Raw genomic sequence first — 16095 nt, 5'->3', positions numbered from 1 at the left:
CTAGCGTTAAATTGGCTAGGGGCCATTTTCTTTTATACTAAGTAAAATACTCTAATTTTGCTTCCGGAAAAAATTTCTGCATATAGGAATGTAAATGAGTCTTCAAATCCTCTTCCTCTTCCTTTTGATATATATACTTGCCGATTCCATATTTTCCCCATTTATAACGTCTTTTCTCTTCATCCAATTCTAATTTCGTCATCGGATAGTTTTTTTCAATTACCTTTTTCGCTGGCTTCGTAAAACGATGCTGGATAAATTCAAATGTTAAATCCTTTTTCGCTTCTGGTGGAAGCTCTGCTTCTAGTCGTTCAAACATATGATAGTACCCTTCTTCCCAGCCCTCATGCAAATAAATTGGTGCAACAATAAAGCCAAGTGGATATCCCGCTCTAGCTACCTTTCCTGCAGCTTCGATCCGTTTCTCTAGAGGTGATGTTCCTGGTTCAAAGTTTTTTATCACATAATCGGCATTAACACTAAACCGGAAACGTGTTTTTCCATTATGCTTTGCATCTAGTAAGTGATCGACATGATGGAATTTTGTTACGAACCGAAGCTTACCGTATTGCGACTCGCCAAAGTGCTCAATCGCCCGTTTTAATGTATGAGTTAAATGATCAATCCCGACAATATCTGATGTACAGGAGGCCTCAAATCTAGTGATTTCTGGTGCCCTTTCCTCCATATATTTGTCCGCAGCTTCTAATATTTCATCCACATTCACATATGTACGAATATAGGGCTTGCTTCCCATTGTTGTTTGCAAATAGCAATAATGACAATGTCCCATGCAGCCTGTTGCAAATGGAATTGCATATTCAGCTGAAGGCTTGGACGTATCAAATTTTAATGTTTTTCTAATCCCTACCACTAATGTTGATTTAGCTACCCGATATTTCTGAAATTCATTATCTCCTGGAAGGTTTCTAACTTGGTTATGAGATGTTGTATAACGAATTTCTAAATCCATCTTTTCAAATTTTTCTTTTAGAGCTTTCCCTAAAGGGTAATCTAACGCATCAGGTTCGAAATATACTAATTTAGGCAGGAATGGATTAATCATTCGATCGTCCCCTCAGCTACATCACCATAGAAATAATGGTATGCCTGTTTTGCCTCATCTTCTGAAGCGTATACCGCCATTTCATCTGATAAAGGATAATATGTTTCATAGAGAAATAACGCTAGCTCGTTCGGATTTTCAGGATTTCTGACCACTGCTGCTTCTTGAATATTTGTTACATTTTGTATATGTGGATTACGGTAAAAAACATAAACAACATCTCCGGCATTATACTGTTGTTGGTAATTCGTAAATAAGTCCATTAGTTTCACCTATCTCTTCTATAGTCCTGTACCAAAAAGTTTAACTTATTATGATTTTGCCTATTGATATTGAAATTATGTTTTCTTAATTATGGAAGCTACATACTTTTAAAAAAGATAGTTTAATCCATGCAGAAAGGCTCATAATAATCTTGGGATGTTTATCTTTATAGAATTGGAGCTGATTTTTGCATGGATGTTCAAGGTATGAATTCAACAGAGGCAGCATTATATCAATATAAAGAGGGACTTGGGACTTTTACGAAAAAAATGCCGGAATTTGCAAGTCAATTCAACGCTTTTACAGAGGAATGCTTTAAAGAAGGTGCTCTATCTCAAAAAGATAAGCAGTTAATTGCACTTGGCATTAGTCTATTTTCCCGTGATGAATATTGTATAATCTATCATACAAAGGGATGCCTTGATCAGGGCTGTTCAGAGGAAGAAATTCTTGAAGCAGTTGGCGTTACAGCCGCTTTCGGCGGAGGTCCTGCAATGAGTCAGGCTGTTACTCTTGTTCAGGAATGTATGCATGAACTTAATCAAATAAAACAATAAACACTATTGAACAGGGAAGCTGATTATTATGCACCCTGTTTTTATTTTTCTTGTTCATTATAGACATTCACCTATCGTATCCAATCGCATAATTTAGGATTAGTAAAGATAGGAGTGGAATCTATATGAATTTATTTCATCATTCAGAGCTTGATGGGCTACCTTTAGAATCTTGGCAAAACATTGCCTATCTTCAATTTAAAGAGAAAATTACGGATAAAACAAATCCATTCCCTTGTATTCCAGCAGTCCTGGGATATACATTAGGTCACCTTCGATTTGGTTTCGCAGGCATTCCGGAAAGCCAAGAATCAGCAAAGGAACTTGCTTATATACTCAAAGATTATACGATAAACTATAAAAGCTTTGGAAAATTTACAAGTTTAATTGTTTTTTTCAATACCCCCCAAGAAAGGTATAAAAACTGGCAGGTTGAAGATTATTACCGCTTATTTTGGCAGCAGTTAGAGAATTTGAATAAGTACGATGAACAAGCTTGGCCAGAAAGCATTCCAATTGATCCAAATCATCCACTTTGGGAATACTGTTTCCACGGTACCTCTTATTTCATGTATTGCGCCACTCCAGCACATGAGAATCGTAAAAGCAGAAGCTTCCCTGCTTATATGCTAGCAATCACTCCAAGATCGGTTTTAATTGATTTTCTCGCACAAGAAAAACAGGCTGCAAATTTGAAAAAGAAAATCCGCCATAGGATTGAAAAATACGACAAACTTCCCATCCACCCCGCATTAAACTCATATGGTAATAGTGATAACTTCGAGTGGAAACAATACTTCCTCCCTGATGAACAAATTAATTTCTCAGAGTGCCCCTTTAAAAAAATGATTAAAAAGAGTCATTGAAAGCTGATTCAATGACTCTTTTCTATGTTTAAAAAAACATTGACTTTTTCATTGATAATGATTATCGTTATTAATGTGAAATTATATGAGACGGGGTATTATCATGAAATCTATAGCATTATTATCCAGTTCTATCATTTTAGCTGGCAGTCTTTTAGCTGGATGCAGCAGCAGTAATAACGCTGGAACTGAAGAACCTAAACAGGAAATCAAGGTAGTGGATTTATCTAAGGAACAGGAGGCTTATAAAGAATTTGCTCTTGACCAAATTGATCAATTCGTAATAAAGACTGACGAATTCGTTCAAGCCATCCTTGCGGGAGATGTTGAAAAAGCAAAATTACTTTATGCACCAGCTCGTATGTTTTTCGAACGTTCTGAGCCTGTTGCTGAAAGCTTTGGCGATTTAGATCCTCGAATTGATGCCCGCCTGGCTGACATTAAGGAAGAAGGCAAAGGTGAAGAGGAATGGTCTGGCTACCATAAGCTTGAATATGGGTTATGGGAAGAAAATACAACAAAGGGCTATGAAGAAGTTGCTACCCAGCTATTAAATGATACGAAAGAGCTTCGTGCGAAGGTTGAAACGGTTGAAATCACGCCTGATCTTATGATTACTGGTGCAATTGATCTTCTTAATGAAGTTTCCACTTCAAAAATTTCTGGTGAAGAGGAAATCTATTCTCACACTGATTTATATGATTTTAAAGCAAACATCGAGGGTGCTGAAAAAATCTTTGAGATTTTCAAACCTGCCTTAACAAAAAAAGACACCGAGCTTGTTAAGACATTAGAAAGTCGTTTTAAAGCAGTAAATGATTTATTAGCAAAATATGAAGATGGCAGAGGCGGTTATGTTTTATTTGAATCTCTGACAAACGAAGATACTAAAGCTTTATCAGAAGCAGTTGATGGGCTTGGAGAACCGTTAAGCCAAATGGCCATCGTTGTTGAGTGATCAAAATGAAGGAAGAATTACGAACTTCCATTTTAAATAAAGCAGTATCTAGACGCAATATATTAAAGGCAGCAGGAATTGGCGGTGTCGGTCTTGTACTTGGAGCGACTGGCATGGGCGGCGTATTAACAGCAATAGGAGCCAATCCTTTTACAGATGATAATCCAACTTCTAAAAATAAGGTTAACTTTTATGGAAGCTATCAATCTGGAATTCTAACAAAAAATCCGAAGCATGTTTATTTTGTGGCATTGAATTGCACAGCCTCATCGAAGGCCGAATTAAAGGAACTGTTTAAAATTTGGACAGAGGATAGTGTGCGCATGATGAACGGTGAAATGAAATTAGATTCTTCTAATACTCTTCTTCCCCCTCTCGATACGGGAGAAGCAAATGGACTTGATGCAGCAAATTTAACCTTAACTTTCGGAGTCGGGCCAAGTCTTTTTGAAAAACAAGAATTTGGCCTTCATAGAAAAAAGCCTAATGAGCTAAAGGATTTACCTCATTTTCCGAAGGATCAGCTTGACCCAGCTTATACTGGAGGGGATTTTTGCATCCAAGCTTGCGCAGATGATCCCCAAGTTGCCTTTCACGCTGTTCGAAACTTAATTCGATCAGCAAGAGGCAAAGTGACAATGAAATGGTCACAAACAGGGTTTAATTCTTATCCGCAAAAAAACGGAAAACTAGAAACACCGCGAAACTTATTTGCCTTTAAAGATGGTACTGGCAACCCTAATGTGGATGATGAGAAGGAAATGAATGAAGTAGTTTGGGTACAGCCAGGGGAATCAAAGGATTGGCTAACCGGGGGAACTTACTTAGTTGCCCGCAAGATTCAAATGCATCTGGAAACATGGGATCGTACAGCTTTAAAAGAACAAGAGGCGACATTTGGACGACATCGGGATACGGGTGCGCCAATCGGAAAAACAAATGAATTTGAAGATATGGATATAAACAGGACGGATGAAAATGGAAATAGTGTCGTGCCTGCTACTTCACATGTTTACCTTGCAAGACAGGTAAAGGACAAAATCCTAAGAAGATCATTTTCGTATTCTAATGGGGTACAGCAAGGAACAGGGGCATTTGATGCAGGATTATTATTTATCTCTTTCCAAAAAAGTCCAAAAAGCTTTATTAATATTCAAAATAGCTTTGGCAGAATTGACAAGCTAAATGAATATATCTCCCACCGCGGCAGTGCAATTTTTGCATGCTTCCCCGGTGTAAAAAAAGGAAGCTACCTCGGTTCTTCCCTTTTTGATTAAAATATTTTATAGCAAACTCTAAGAAGTGCAGGAACTTGACCGGTTCTTCCATTTCCTAGAGTTTAATTGATGTTTACTAAGGAGTCCTTCCCATGAAAAAAATAATTTTTATTCTAATACTTCTTATCTCGCTTATGTCCCCTGCCTACTCTTCCTATGCAGCAGAGAATAACTACAGCCACTTATATATTTCCGTTGGGGATGCCATCATGCAAACAAAAGCAGATAACTGGGCTGGTGCCGATGAGGCTTTTCAACAATTAAAACAAGACTGGGTTCAGATGGACAAAAGTGCTGGAAAAGAAGAAAAGGCAGTTACTCATGCTATAACAGAGACAGAAAAGGCTTTAAAAGCTGAAGACAAAACACTTATGTTAAAAAGGTTAACGGCAGTATCCAATTCCCTCGTTGCTTATGACAAAGCGATGAATCCAATTGATCATGTAGAGGAGCGCCAAAAATTTAAAACAGCCATAACCCCACCTCTTCAAGCACTCCAAAAGGACATTAACAATAAAGATGGAGCAAAGTTGGATGTAAACTATAAATTGCTGCTTTCTGCCTGGAATAAAAAAGAAAGCATCGTCCGAGAGCAAAGCGTTAATGCCTATGGGCAAATCGAAACTAAAATGGGTTTTTTACGTATCGCTATACTAAAAGAAGATAAAAATTATGACGATATCCAGGCTAAATTCAATGAACTTTCGTCAGCCATTTTTAACTTCGCGAATGGCGTTGATATGAAAGCAAAGACAGAAAATCATTATTCACTTCAAACGCTTATTGATTTATTAGATGTATCAATCGAAGCAATCCATGGGCAAGAACCGGAAAAGGCCATTCAGCCATTAGAGAAATTTCTATCTGTTTGGCCTTCTGTAGAAGGTGAAGTAATGACGAGGAATGGTGCTCTTTATAAAGAACTAGAAAGTAATATTCCTTTAATAGCAGGAAAGCTATCAAACTCTAAGACTAATAAAGAGGCATTAAAATCTCAGCTGTCAGAATATAAACTGGACATTCAGCTAATACAAAAGAAAAACTATACCTTTTGGGATGCTGCTCTAGTTATGCTTAGGGAAGGCATAGAAGCTTTACTTATCATCTCTGCACTTATTGCTTTTTTAAGAAAGACGAATAATGGGCAATTTCAAAAATGGATTTGGCTTGGCGCCTTTGCCGGCATCATTATGAGCGTTGCCGCAGCTATTTTGATTAATGCTGTTTTTTCTTCCGCGATGGCTGGAGCAAATCGTGAAATCATGGAAGGCATTACCGGAATCATTGCTGTCATTATGATGCTAGGAGTCGGAATCTGGCTTCATCAAAAATCAAATATTAAAGCGTGGAATGGGTTTATTAATAAAACGATGGGCTCCGCTCTTTCCAAAGGAAGTATATTTACAATGGCCTTCATCAGCTTCTTATCCATTTTTAGAGAAGGTGCTGAAACGATCATATTTTATGTGGGAATGGCCCCATCTATTTCACCAGCCAATTTATTCATTGGCATTCTCGTAGCTTTAGCTATACTGCTTATTTTCACAGTTTTATTTATTAAGTTCAGCACAAAAATGCCTATTACTCCATTTTTCAAGGTCGCCACAATCTTTATTTACTTATTAGCCTTTAAAATTTTGGGTATGAGTCTCCATGCATTACAGCTGACAAATGTCATTAAGACAAAAACAATTAAAGAACTGCCCGTACTAGACTTTATCGGCTTCTTCCCTACTTGGGAAACGATCATCTCGCAAATGCTTTTACTTGTCATTATTGTATTCACCGTTTTCTTTGTTGGAAAGAAACAAAAACAGCAAACAGTTTAACATAAAAGCCAAACTCATTTCTTTATTTGAAAATGAGTTTGGCTTTATAAAATTAGTAAGGTTATCGGACAAGAAAATTGAAGTTCCTGAAAACCTGTCCAATAACTGGCTTTATCGGACAAGAAATTCGAAATTCCCGAAAACCTGTCCAATAACCATCTTTATCGGCCATGAATATCGAAATTCCTGAAAACCTGTCCAATACCCTGGCTTTATTCACAACCCACCACAGGTAGGATTGGCATTTCCAGTTTGGCGATTTAACCTTTCTTCATCTGTCTCTTCCACAGATTCCAATCCATATCCTGTATTACTAATCTCATATTCACTTTCAATGTCTTTCACAAGTCCTCTCAGTAAATGTTCGCCCGCTTTCTTTTCCATTACAAACCCTCCAATTACTATATTGTAAAATTCCTAAAAACCTGATCAAATCACTTCAGCTTTTTTAAATACTAAGTATTTTTGCCCTAAGTAATTTAATACTGTATAAATGCATGTTCCCATTGCCACTGCTATATTTTCTGCAATAAGGGCGTTAGTTATTAGTGTATAATTTACAAAAAAATTCAAAACATGATGGCTTGTACTATATGCAACTAAATAACACCCAAGGATAACGAACATAAAGCGGAAAATACTTGTTTTGACAGAGACTTTACTTTGAAATGTAAAGCTTCTATTTAATATATAACTGAACGTAGCCCCGGCGGTATTACCAAGAAAGGTTGAATACCAATAAGACATCCCTGCTATATTTAAAAGAAAAATCATGATGGAAAATCCAATCAAGGTATTTAAAACACCTACAAATAAAAATCTAATAAAATAATTAGTTCGTTTCAGATAGTTTTGCATGATCATGGTTAAAGAGCCCATTTTCATTGCCTCCATCTGTCATTAAGTGGCGTGGGATTGGCAAAGTAAACATATCGATGTCCACAGCATACTTTGGTCTCCGTTTCGTTTCACTATAAATTTTCCCAATATATTCTCCTACTAACCCAATAGAAATGAGCTGGAGCCCCCCAATTAACCATATGGATGTTATTAATGAAGTCCACCCAGTTTGCGTTCTGCCTGTCATTTTTAATGTAAGGAAATATAAACCAAATAATAAACTGATGAAGAAAGAGACAATACCGGTAAACATGACAAGGCGTATAGGCATTACTGAGAATGAGGTAATGCCTTCAAAGGAAAATGAAAGCATCTTTTTCAGCGGGTATTTTGTTTCTCCTGCACTTCTTTCCTTACGATCATAATAGACTGAAGCAGATTTAAATCCTAATATAGGCACAATGCCGCGGAGAAATAAATTGACCTCTTCGAAACGTTGTAATTCATGGAGTGCCCGCTTGCTCATTAAACGAAAGTCCGCATGATTGTATACAAGGTCAACACCCATTTTATTCATAATTTTATAAAAGCCTTGGGCAGTACTCCTTTTGAAAAATGTATCCTTATCACGCTTGCGCCGAACCCCGTAAACAATGTCATTTCCTTCACGATATTTAATGATAAATTCTCGAATAACCGAAATATCATCTTGAAGATCAGCATCAATGGATATGACACAATCCGAAACAGATTTTGCTGTCATAAGACCAGCTAAGAGCGCCTTTTGGTGACCTACATTTCTTGCAAGTTTAAGTCCCCTAACAACATCATCATGTAGGCTTTGTTTATAAATGAGTTCCCAAGTTTTATCCCTACTTCCATCATCAACAAACAAAACTTTGCTTTTATTCGATATTAATCCCTCCTTCTCCAGTTCTTTTAAACAAGAGCATAGCTGCGGCATTGTTTCTGGGAGAACATCTTCTTCGTTATAACAAGGAACAACAATTGTGAGCACTGGATAATCCATTCTGATTCCTCCTGATGTTTAGATTGTTGTATATAAATAAATTTTCCAAGCTGAGCTGTCAGACTCAAAAGTCCGTTCCAGACTCAAGCTATTTTCAGCTGCATTGTCAATTGGAACAGCCGAAAAAATATATCTCCCTCCCATTTCTTTAAAAGGTTCAATATTTAGCTCCAAATTTTTCAAGCGTTTTTTAGTATTTTTTTTAAACATATATCTTTTTCCTAATTCAGCTGTAAAAATATAACAACGCCCCCCCCACTCATCAAAGTAAATCCGTATGGTTTTATTTTTCGCCAATTCCTTCTCAATAATTTTTCTGAATTGATATTTGTACGTTAACGGATAAAAATTGTTATATGTATCGAGAGTATAGAAGCCATTATACTGAGCAATCGCAGGATGGATCCCAATACTTGCTACTCGATATTCTTCCTGGGGAATTCCTATATAATCTTTTATTTCTCTAAATTGTTCCTCAGCAAAAAATTGTTTTACTGTGGGCTTCGTTTGATAAATGATTTCTTCATTCGTTAAGGCACAAACAAGTACTTGAGCTGCAACTAAAAGGGGAACTACTTTTTTCAACCACGAACGAAGTAATATTTTTAATGACAAAGCAAATAGCATATAGACGACAAGCGGCCTTAAAAAATGGTATCTTGCAAAATTAAATGTATCTAAAAAGTGGAATCGCTCTGTTAATGGAAGCCACCCCCTATAAAACCAAAAGGCATACCAGGCGGATAAGGCAAGGTTCAGAATAAATAAAAAGGTAAACATTCTTTCTGCTTTCCAAGCTTTTTTTCTCAACACAAGCAGAAAGGCTAATACCATAACAGGCAGAATAACTAAAGTGTGGATTGTTGCCGCATGATGATGGCCGTAAATATAATTTTTATATGTGAGCCTAATCGAACGCCAAAAGGATAATCTTGCATGAAAATATTCATCACGGCTATTCGGTTCATCATCAAATAAAAAAGAATATACCAATCGGTATTCCACTATAAAGAACATGACCGTCATATACACAATCGACAATAAAAAACGCCAATTCCAGCCCTTTCCTCTTAACACATCGGTCAGCCAGAAAATCCCCATAGCACTAAGGAGGAAAAAGAATCCTAAAACTATGCTTGAATAGAAAGGAAGAAGTGTTAAAGCTAGATAGCTTTTCCACATACTCTCCCTTTTTCGGATATTCAAAAATGCCCATAAAGCAAGAGGCATACCTAGGGTACTTAACATCCCTGAAGGCCAAACGGGTGTAAAAGAAAATGCAAGAGAGGTGCCGATATTTATTAATAAATGAATCCAATTATTCTCTTTCAATAAATGAGTTTTCAATAAAAGGTACATGCCAATAAAAGCAAAAACCCTCGTAATTGTCTGGCTGATAGCATAGGCTAGCATAGTTGGGAATAGTGCATACAGCCAAACGATGAGGCTAAATTCCGTTCCAAACGCATTGCGGCTCAATTGTCCGTTAATAATTTGCGGGATGACCGCATGTACAGACCCGGTTAACATTCCGCTTTCAGCGAGTACCTTATACCAAGCTAAATTAGAATCCAAATTATCATGTACTCGTATATGAGCATTTTCCCCTAATATGTAAAGCGGTGAAACAAAAATGGCTAATGCAATAAAAGCAAAAATGAGCAGCCACTTTTCTGCTTTATTTTCCTGAAACAGCATTATGTAAACACCTCATAAACTCGATGCTTTAATTTAACGTTCTTAAACTCATGTTATCTTTTAAGGTGTACTTTACTGTGAAAAATATTCCTTTTCACTTAGCAAATGGGATAATACAACCTCTTTCTTACATAGTAATGTTACCTAAGAGGTGAAAAAAGGGGGAACATTCATGATAAAAAAAGCAGTTATTCCAGCGGCCGGATTAGGAACACGGTTCCTGCCAGCTACAAAAGCTCAGCCAAAAGAAATGCTCCCAATTGTTGATAAACCTGCCATTCAATATATTATTGAAGAAGCAATTACCTCAGGAATTGAAGATATTATTATTGTTACAGGAAGGAATAAACGTGCTATTGAGGACCATTTTGATAAATCGATCGAAATGGAATTACTATTGGAAAGAAACGGAAAGGAAGATATGCTTAAGGAAGTCCGAAATATATCGGAAATGGCAGATATTCATTATGTTCGCCAAAAGGAGCCGCTTGGTTTAGGTCATGCAGTTCTATGTGCAAAAAAGTTTATTGGTGAGCAGCCTTTTGCTGTTCTGTTAGGTGATGACATTATAGATCATGAGGAGCCTGCATTAAAACAAATGATTGATCAATATAACAAATTAAGAGCAAGCATTATCGGCTGCAAAGAAGTCCCCCTCTCTGATGTAGGAAAATACGGAATTGTAGGCTATTCTGAACAAATTGGAGAATTATACAAGATTGACAGTCTAATAGAAAAACCTTCTGTTGAGAGAGCTCCTTCTTCACAAGCCATTATTGGAAGATATATTTTAACTCCGCAAATCTTCCCAATTCTTGAGGACATTTTGCCAGATAAAAATAATGAGATTCAGCTGACAGACGCGTTAGATTCCCTGAACCAACATGAATCAATTTTTTCATATATTATTAAAGGAAAACGGTATGATATCGGAGATAAGTTTGGTTTTTTGCAAGCATCGATTGATTTTGCATTAAAGCGTCCAGAATTAAAACAAAAATTATTCATGTACCTTAAGCGATTGGATTTTTAAATTTAGTGCCCTTCAGGATGGCGGTTATGCCAATTCCATGCATCTTTTATGATTTGTTCAATGGAAGATTTCTTAGGTGTCCAGCCTAAAATATGATTAGCTTTTTTCGAGCTGGCAATTAATTCTGCGGGATCTCCAGCTCTTTTAGTTCCGATCCTTACATTGATCTTTTTCCCAACAACCTTATTTGCTGCTTCGATCACCTCTTTTACAGAATATCCCGCAGAGTTCCCTAAATTAAATACATCACTATCTCCTCCATTCAATAAGTATTCATACGCTTTTACATGTGCGTCTGCTAAATCCTCTACATGAATATAATCACGTAAACATGTGCCATCCTTCGTAGAATATTCATCTCCGAAAATCGTCACATATTCTCTTTTTCCTAATGCAGCTTGCAGGATAATAGGGATTAAGTGTGTTTCTGGGCTATGATCTTCCCCTATTTCTCCTGTCTCTTTTGCACCCGCTGCATTAAAATACCGCAAGGAAACATACTTTGTATCATATGCTTTCCCCCACCAATGTATCATTTTCTCAACAGCAAGCTTCGTGTCACCATAAGGACTGGATGGATTTAGGGCCGAACTTTCCTTTAATGGCTGATTTTCACTTTCACCGTAAACAGCAGCAGATAAGAGAAAATGAAGTATTTAATTCCATGTATACTCATTGCTTCTAACAATACCTTCGTTCCGCTCACATTCACCTCATAATATTTTAAAGGATCCACCATCGATTCTCCGACTTGGGAACAAGCTGCAAAATGGAATACTGCCTCAATACCCTCATTCTCAAATATATCATTTAAAAAAGGCAAGGATCGAATATCCCCTTTGTAAAATTTTGCTGCAGGATGAACTGCCTTAAGATGACCCGTCTGCAAATTATCAACTGCTACTACACTATACTGATTTTCAATTAAACAACGAATCGTGTGTGACCCAATATACCCTGCTCCTCCAGTGACCAAAATAGACATGCAATCCCCCCAAAATCTTAATCTCCATTTTCTATATGCAAAGAAAAAAGAAAGTATTCGGGACCGAAAAAAACAAAAACGCCTGCCCATAAAAGCAGACGTGAATTTCATTCATTTGGATGATTCTTGTCCGTATCCTTTTTTAAATCGGATGTATCAGGCGAAAGCTCCTCTGAAGCTTCTGTTTGAAATTGCAGCATTCTCGGTGTTGCAGGATGAGTGTCCATATTCGTCATAATTACATTTGCCATATATCGATGAAAGATTATTTCGAACAGGGCCACTCCTGCTGCGGCTACAAGTGACATACTCACTATGTTTTCCCTAAGTGACAATGTGAAACTAAATGACCAAATAACGAAAAACGCAAATACAAAATCTACTACCGTTGCAATAAAATTATTGGACCGAGGTAAAACGATAAAATCCCCAACTGCATATGAGGATGCTGCTAGCCAAAATGAGATAAAAAATACCATGCCAAAGGACATTCCATATAATAATCCCAGTATCACATATAGGAGGATAAAACTAGGTATAAACTTTACAAAAAATGCTTTAACATGCTTCATAACATCAGCTCCTTTTAAGTCTATTTTGCTTAATTTAGTTCCTTCCTATTCAGCATCAATAGACGGAAAGATGATAAGCTGATTTTACATAAAAAAAGCGGTGACATAGCACGTCACCGCCTTTTCAATTACTTTTAACTCCATAAAGGATACAAGCAACTCCTCCAAAAATCCAGGCAATCTTTTTCAGGGAAATCTTTTCAGCTAATCCAAACAATCCGATTGTTGTTGTTGCGATTAAAATAATTGGACCAATTAAAGCAAGTGAACTGTTAACAACAAGTGCCTTTTCAACATCATTATATTTCAATATTAAAATCGCAGCGAAAATTTCCAAACTCCCTGAGATTACTCTTAAAAATGCCATGCCCATGATTGCTTTTTCTAAGTATTGAAACATGATAAATCCTCCCAAACAGTTTGCTTTTACTAATATATGCTGCAAACTGTGGGAAAAGGACAAGTTATTATTTTTTCTCCTTGCCTTTTGGTTCTGGATTATCATTCATTGTTCGGAAAAATTGAGTATGCATGCTTCCTTGAACGGTATTTTCCAAGAAAAACTGACCAACTATCTTTAAATATTCATCATCATCGAACATTTTCTTATTTTGCAATTCCATTTCTGCAAGTCCTTCATATGTCGCAATAATCGCATATGTATGATCACTACCGGTAATAGGCGTTAAAATTTCCACCTTATGGTTATAATTTTCATTTCGGTATTTCTTCATTTCTTGAAGGTTTTCAATTGCTTCCTTAAATTTATCCTGCTTGAGTTCAAAGTACTGGTAAACGATAACAGACATCAATATGCCCTCCAAATTTATAAATGAAAGAAAATTCAATTTTATTATTCTCCAAATGCATTTTTTTATTCTTCATAAATTTTAATATTATTTGCTTCAATAATTAGTCGTACAACCCATTGCTCCTGAATAGAATGTGTACAAACATAACTACATAACAAGGAGATTTAAAATGGGGCTTTTTTTTAGCTATGTCTTTCTTGGATTAACACTAGCGGCACCAATTGGGCCAGTAAATGCAGCACAATTAGATAAAGGAATCAAAAGTGGTTTTTGGCATGCTTGGCTAGTCGGTCTTGGGGCCATGATTGCTGATATCATATACATGTTGGGTGTATTTCTTGGACTTGTTCAATTTCTTGAAATCACGATTGTAAAAACCTTTCTATGGTCTTTTGGATTTTTCATTCTAATTTATACAGGGATTGAGAGTATTATAAGTGCTGGAAAGATTGAAACAAGTACAAGAAATAGAAATGAATCTGCAATGAAGTCTTTCTCCTCAGGATTTTTATTATCAATTTCAAATCCTTTAACGATTCTTTTTTGGTTAGGAATTTTCGGTTCAGTCTTAGCAAAAACAGCATCACAATTTGACCCAAATCATTTGTTTGCTTATAGTTGTGCTATTATTATTGGATTACTCATTTGGGATATTACAATGGCACTCATAGCAAGCAGCTTTAGAAGGTTTTTGTCAGGAAAAATCCTTGCTGGTATTTCTGTATTTTCAGGAATTTCTTTAATTGGATTTGGGATCTATTTCGGTTATGAGGCAGTTCTTTTATTGTTTTTTTAAGTTACCAATATCACAATAAATGTAAGGCTGTCTCTTCATGCTGACAGCCTTACATTTATTTATCCTATAATGCCCCCTGAGGATTATAGCCCTTGCTTTCTTTCCGCTTTTTTACTAAATTCATAATTATTAACACAGCTATTATGAACACAACAAATAAAAGACTCACAAAAAAACCTGGTCTGCTTGATTTTTGAAATAAGGTACCGCTGATTGCCAGTAGAATTAAGACCATGCCAGTAAATCGTTTGAAATGATCAAACCCTGTAGCTTTTATAATCCGCGGGAATGAGACTAAAATGAAAAACCAATTGTATAAAAGCATGAGCCCTGCAGCCGTCGTGATATATTCATAGACGCTATCAGGCATAACTAGCGCTAAGACGACAGACGTTAATAATCCGCCAATCGTGAGTGTCAATGCTAGTGGCGGAACCTTCAGCTTTCCTTTCTTAGAGAAGATTTTTGGTGCATCACCATCCTCTGAAAGTGTAACTAACATGCTAGTGACAGCAAATAACGATGCAGCCATTGTTGAAAAACCAGCAATAATAATTCCGCCTGTAAAAACATGAGGAAAAAAGTTAATATTATATTTCTCGAGAGCAATAACAAATGGACTTTCATTCGCTGTAAACTTATCGATCGCAGCTAACCCAGTTGCAAGCGCTAACGAAATAAAATAAATCGTAGCTAACATAACGATCATGACTGATCCTGATTTCCGGACATCTTCTTTCTTTTTTAACCGGGTAGCTAATATTCCCATGATTTCAATTCCGCCAAATGCATAAAATCCAAAAATAAGTGCAGACCAAATCCCATGCAGCCCTTTCGGCAAAAAGTCATCCTTATTAGTCGGTATTTTTAAGTCCTTTAAATTGCCACCAAAATAACCAAATAGAACAGAAATAGCTAATATGATAAACATAAAAATAGCTGCTATTTTAATAACAGCAAATATGTTTTGAGCCCTTTCAAAACCCTTTGTTCCAATCATGATGACGAATATTCCAAGCACCGCATAAATAGCGGAAAATACCCATAATGGAATATCAGGAAACCAAAAGCGGGTCAGTAAAGAGAGTGCTGTCAGCTGACTCCCAGAAATCAACATTTCAGAGAACCAATACACCCAGCCGCTGCTAAAGCCTGCCCACCTTCCATATGCCTTTTTCGCATACGATCGAAAGGCTCCCTTTTGAGGGTCCTTCGCTGCCATTTTACCTAGTGCATCGAACACAATATATGTGCCTAATGCGGCAAGAAGAAAGGCAATTATAATTGATGGCCCTGTCATCCGAACACCAATTCCAGAACCAACAAAATATCCAGTCCCAATAATACAGCCGACCCCGATAAGAGACAGCTGCCACCAAGCTAATTTTTTTTCACCGTCATCTTGGCTGCCTTGTTCTGCTGCTCGAGCTGGTATCTCCATCCTTATCCCTCCCTTAAAACTCCAAATTATTATTAACCCCACCTAGCTAAATATGTATCGAAAAATTGACA

The 16095-nt window shown here is 36.7% G+C and carries 17 protein-coding genes and 1 pseudogene; 7 read left to right on the top strand and 11 right to left on the bottom strand.

Going from position 1 to position 16095, the window contains the following annotated elements; all coding sequences use genetic code 11:
• Positions 1-37: 37 nt before the first annotated feature.
• Complete coding sequence (gene splB / locus H0173_RS05335; RefSeq protein ID WP_221845321.1) at positions 38-1066, bottom strand: spore photoproduct lyase; 1029 nt, start codon at positions 1064-1066, stop codon at positions 38-40.
• Positions 1063-1329: a transcriptional regulator SplA domain-containing protein gene (locus tag H0173_RS05330; protein WP_221845320.1), complete on the bottom strand. Its 267-nt coding sequence runs from the start codon at positions 1327-1329 to the stop codon at positions 1063-1065. The genes splB and H0173_RS05330 overlap by 4 nt, the downstream gene beginning before the upstream one ends.
• Positions 1330-1521: 192 nt before the next feature.
• Between H0173_RS05330 and H0173_RS05325 the strand changes: the two genes are divergently transcribed.
• From H0173_RS05325 to H0173_RS05305, 5 genes are all read left to right on the top strand, one after another.
• Entirely contained in the window at positions 1522-1887 is a 366-nt protein-coding gene (locus H0173_RS05325; RefSeq protein WP_221845319.1) for a carboxymuconolactone decarboxylase family protein, read from the top strand.
• A gap of 125 nt (positions 1888-2012) precedes the next feature.
• On the top strand, positions 2013-2753 hold the full coding sequence (locus tag H0173_RS05320) for a YqcI/YcgG family protein (RefSeq protein WP_221845318.1): 741 nt from the start codon (positions 2013-2015) through the stop codon (positions 2751-2753).
• A 103-nt stretch (positions 2754-2856) separates the two neighbouring features.
• Entirely contained in the window at positions 2857-3711 is an 855-nt protein-coding gene (gene efeO / locus H0173_RS05315; protein WP_221845317.1) for an iron uptake system protein EfeO, read from the top strand.
• A 5-nt stretch (positions 3712-3716) separates the two neighbouring features.
• Positions 3717-4988: an iron uptake transporter deferrochelatase/peroxidase subunit gene (efeB, locus tag H0173_RS05310; RefSeq protein ID WP_221845316.1), complete on the top strand. Its 1272-nt coding sequence runs from the start codon at positions 3717-3719 to the stop codon at positions 4986-4988.
• Positions 4989-5080: 92 nt separating this feature from the next.
• Positions 5081-6817, top strand: coding sequence for an FTR1 family iron permease (locus H0173_RS05305; protein WP_221845315.1), 1737 nt, complete (start codon positions 5081-5083; stop codon positions 6815-6817).
• 216 nt (positions 6818-7033) lie between these two features.
• Here the strand turns inward: H0173_RS05305 and H0173_RS05300 are convergent, their stop codons facing one another.
• From H0173_RS05300 to H0173_RS05285, 4 genes are read right to left on the bottom strand one after another with little or no spacing between them, the layout of a single operon-like run.
• Entirely contained in the window at positions 7034-7201 is a 168-nt protein-coding gene (locus H0173_RS05300) for a hypothetical protein (protein ID WP_221845314.1), read from the bottom strand.
• A gap of 45 nt (positions 7202-7246) precedes the next feature.
• Positions 7247-7696: a GtrA family protein gene (locus H0173_RS05295; RefSeq protein ID WP_260631040.1), complete on the bottom strand. Its 450-nt coding sequence runs from the start codon at positions 7694-7696 to the stop codon at positions 7247-7249.
• Positions 7650-8687 (bottom strand): glycosyltransferase family 2 protein, encoded by a 1038-nt coding sequence (locus H0173_RS05290; RefSeq protein ID WP_221845313.1) that lies wholly within the window; start codon positions 8685-8687, stop codon positions 7650-7652. The genes H0173_RS05295 and H0173_RS05290 overlap by 47 nt, the downstream gene beginning before the upstream one ends.
• 18 nt (positions 8688-8705) lie before the next feature.
• Positions 8706-10385: a DUF6044 family protein gene (locus H0173_RS05285; protein WP_221845312.1), complete on the bottom strand. Its 1680-nt coding sequence runs from the start codon at positions 10383-10385 to the stop codon at positions 8706-8708.
• Between the two features lie 172 nt (positions 10386-10557).
• Between H0173_RS05285 and galU the strand changes: the two genes are divergently transcribed.
• Positions 10558-11418 (top strand): UTP--glucose-1-phosphate uridylyltransferase GalU, encoded by an 861-nt coding sequence (gene galU / locus H0173_RS05280; protein ID WP_221845311.1) that lies wholly within the window; start codon positions 10558-10560, stop codon positions 11416-11418.
• Between the two features lie 2 nt (positions 11419-11420).
• On the opposite strand, the pseudogene galE reads toward galU, so the two are convergent.
• From galE to H0173_RS05260, 4 genes and pseudogenes are all read right to left on the bottom strand, one after another.
• Positions 11421-12403, bottom strand: a pseudogene (gene galE, locus H0173_RS05275) (UDP-glucose 4-epimerase GalE).
• A gap of 107 nt (positions 12404-12510) precedes the next feature.
• Positions 12511-12975: a YndM family protein gene (locus tag H0173_RS05270; protein WP_221845310.1), complete on the bottom strand. Its 465-nt coding sequence runs from the start codon at positions 12973-12975 to the stop codon at positions 12511-12513.
• A 124-nt stretch (positions 12976-13099) separates the two neighbouring features.
• The gene (locus H0173_RS05265) at positions 13100-13375 is read right to left on the bottom strand and encodes a YqhV family protein (protein WP_221845309.1); all 276 of its coding nucleotides are present in this window, start codon (positions 13373-13375) and stop codon (positions 13100-13102) included.
• Positions 13376-13442: 67 nt separating this feature from the next.
• Entirely contained in the window at positions 13443-13784 is a 342-nt protein-coding gene (locus H0173_RS05260; RefSeq protein ID WP_221845308.1) for a hypothetical protein, read from the bottom strand.
• A gap of 172 nt (positions 13785-13956) precedes the next feature.
• On the opposite strand from H0173_RS05260, the gene H0173_RS05255 reads away from it, so the two are divergent.
• On the top strand, positions 13957-14583 hold the full coding sequence (locus tag H0173_RS05255) for a LysE family transporter (protein ID WP_221845307.1): 627 nt from the start codon (positions 13957-13959) through the stop codon (positions 14581-14583).
• Between the two features lie 64 nt (positions 14584-14647).
• On the opposite strand, the gene H0173_RS05250 is transcribed toward H0173_RS05255, so the two are convergent.
• Complete coding sequence (locus tag H0173_RS05250; protein ID WP_221845306.1) at positions 14648-16024, bottom strand: amino acid permease; 1377 nt, start codon at positions 16022-16024, stop codon at positions 14648-14650.
• Between the last annotated feature and the right edge of the window lie 71 nt (positions 16025-16095).

The organism is Bacillus sp. S/N-304-OC-R1 (assembly GCF_019749375.1).
Lineage (GTDB): Bacteria > Bacillota > Bacilli > Bacillales > Cytobacillaceae > Cytobacillus.
This window is presented reverse-complemented; position numbering and strand designations above follow the sequence as displayed.

Coding starts and splice junctions, on each gene's coding strand:
- H0173_RS05270 (WP_221845310.1), bottom strand. CDS start 12,975: ATGAAGCATGTTAAAGCATTTTTTGTAAAGTTTATACCTAGTTTTATC.
- H0173_RS05305 (WP_221845315.1), top strand. CDS start 5,081: ATGAAAAAAATAATTTTTATTCTAATACTTCTTATCTCGCTTATGTCC.
- efeO (WP_221845317.1), top strand. CDS start 2,857: ATGAAATCTATAGCATTATTATCCAGTTCTATCATTTTAGCTGGCAGT.
- H0173_RS05285 (WP_221845312.1), bottom strand. CDS start 10,385: ATGCTGTTTCAGGAAAATAAAGCAGAAAAGTGGCTGCTCATTTTTGCT.
- H0173_RS05255 (WP_221845307.1), top strand. CDS start 13,957: ATGGGGCTTTTTTTTAGCTATGTCTTTCTTGGATTAACACTAGCGGCA.
- H0173_RS05265 (WP_221845309.1), bottom strand. CDS start 13,375: ATGTTTCAATACTTAGAAAAAGCAATCATGGGCATGGCATTTTTAAGA.
- H0173_RS05290 (WP_221845313.1), bottom strand. CDS start 8,687: ATGGATTATCCAGTGCTCACAATTGTTGTTCCTTGTTATAACGAAGAA.
- H0173_RS05250 (WP_221845306.1), bottom strand. CDS start 16,024: ATGGAGATACCAGCTCGAGCAGCAGAACAAGGCAGCCAAGATGACGGT.
- galU (WP_221845311.1), top strand. CDS start 10,558: ATGATAAAAAAAGCAGTTATTCCAGCGGCCGGATTAGGAACACGGTTC.
- H0173_RS05295 (WP_260631040.1), bottom strand. CDS start 7,696: ATGGGCTCTTTAACCATGATCATGCAAAACTATCTGAAACGAACTAAT.
- H0173_RS05300 (WP_221845314.1), bottom strand. CDS start 7,201: ATGGAAAAGAAAGCGGGCGAACATTTACTGAGAGGACTTGTGAAAGAC.
- H0173_RS05320 (WP_221845318.1), top strand. CDS start 2,013: ATGAATTTATTTCATCATTCAGAGCTTGATGGGCTACCTTTAGAATCT.
- efeB (WP_221845316.1), top strand. CDS start 3,717: ATGAAGGAAGAATTACGAACTTCCATTTTAAATAAAGCAGTATCTAGA.
- splB (WP_221845321.1), bottom strand. CDS start 1,066: ATGATTAATCCATTCCTGCCTAAATTAGTATATTTCGAACCTGATGCG.
- H0173_RS05260 (WP_221845308.1), bottom strand. CDS start 13,784: ATGTCTGTTATCGTTTACCAGTACTTTGAACTCAAGCAGGATAAATTT.
- H0173_RS05330 (WP_221845320.1), bottom strand. CDS start 1,329: ATGGACTTATTTACGAATTACCAACAACAGTATAATGCCGGAGATGTT.
- H0173_RS05325 (WP_221845319.1), top strand. CDS start 1,522: ATGGATGTTCAAGGTATGAATTCAACAGAGGCAGCATTATATCAATAT.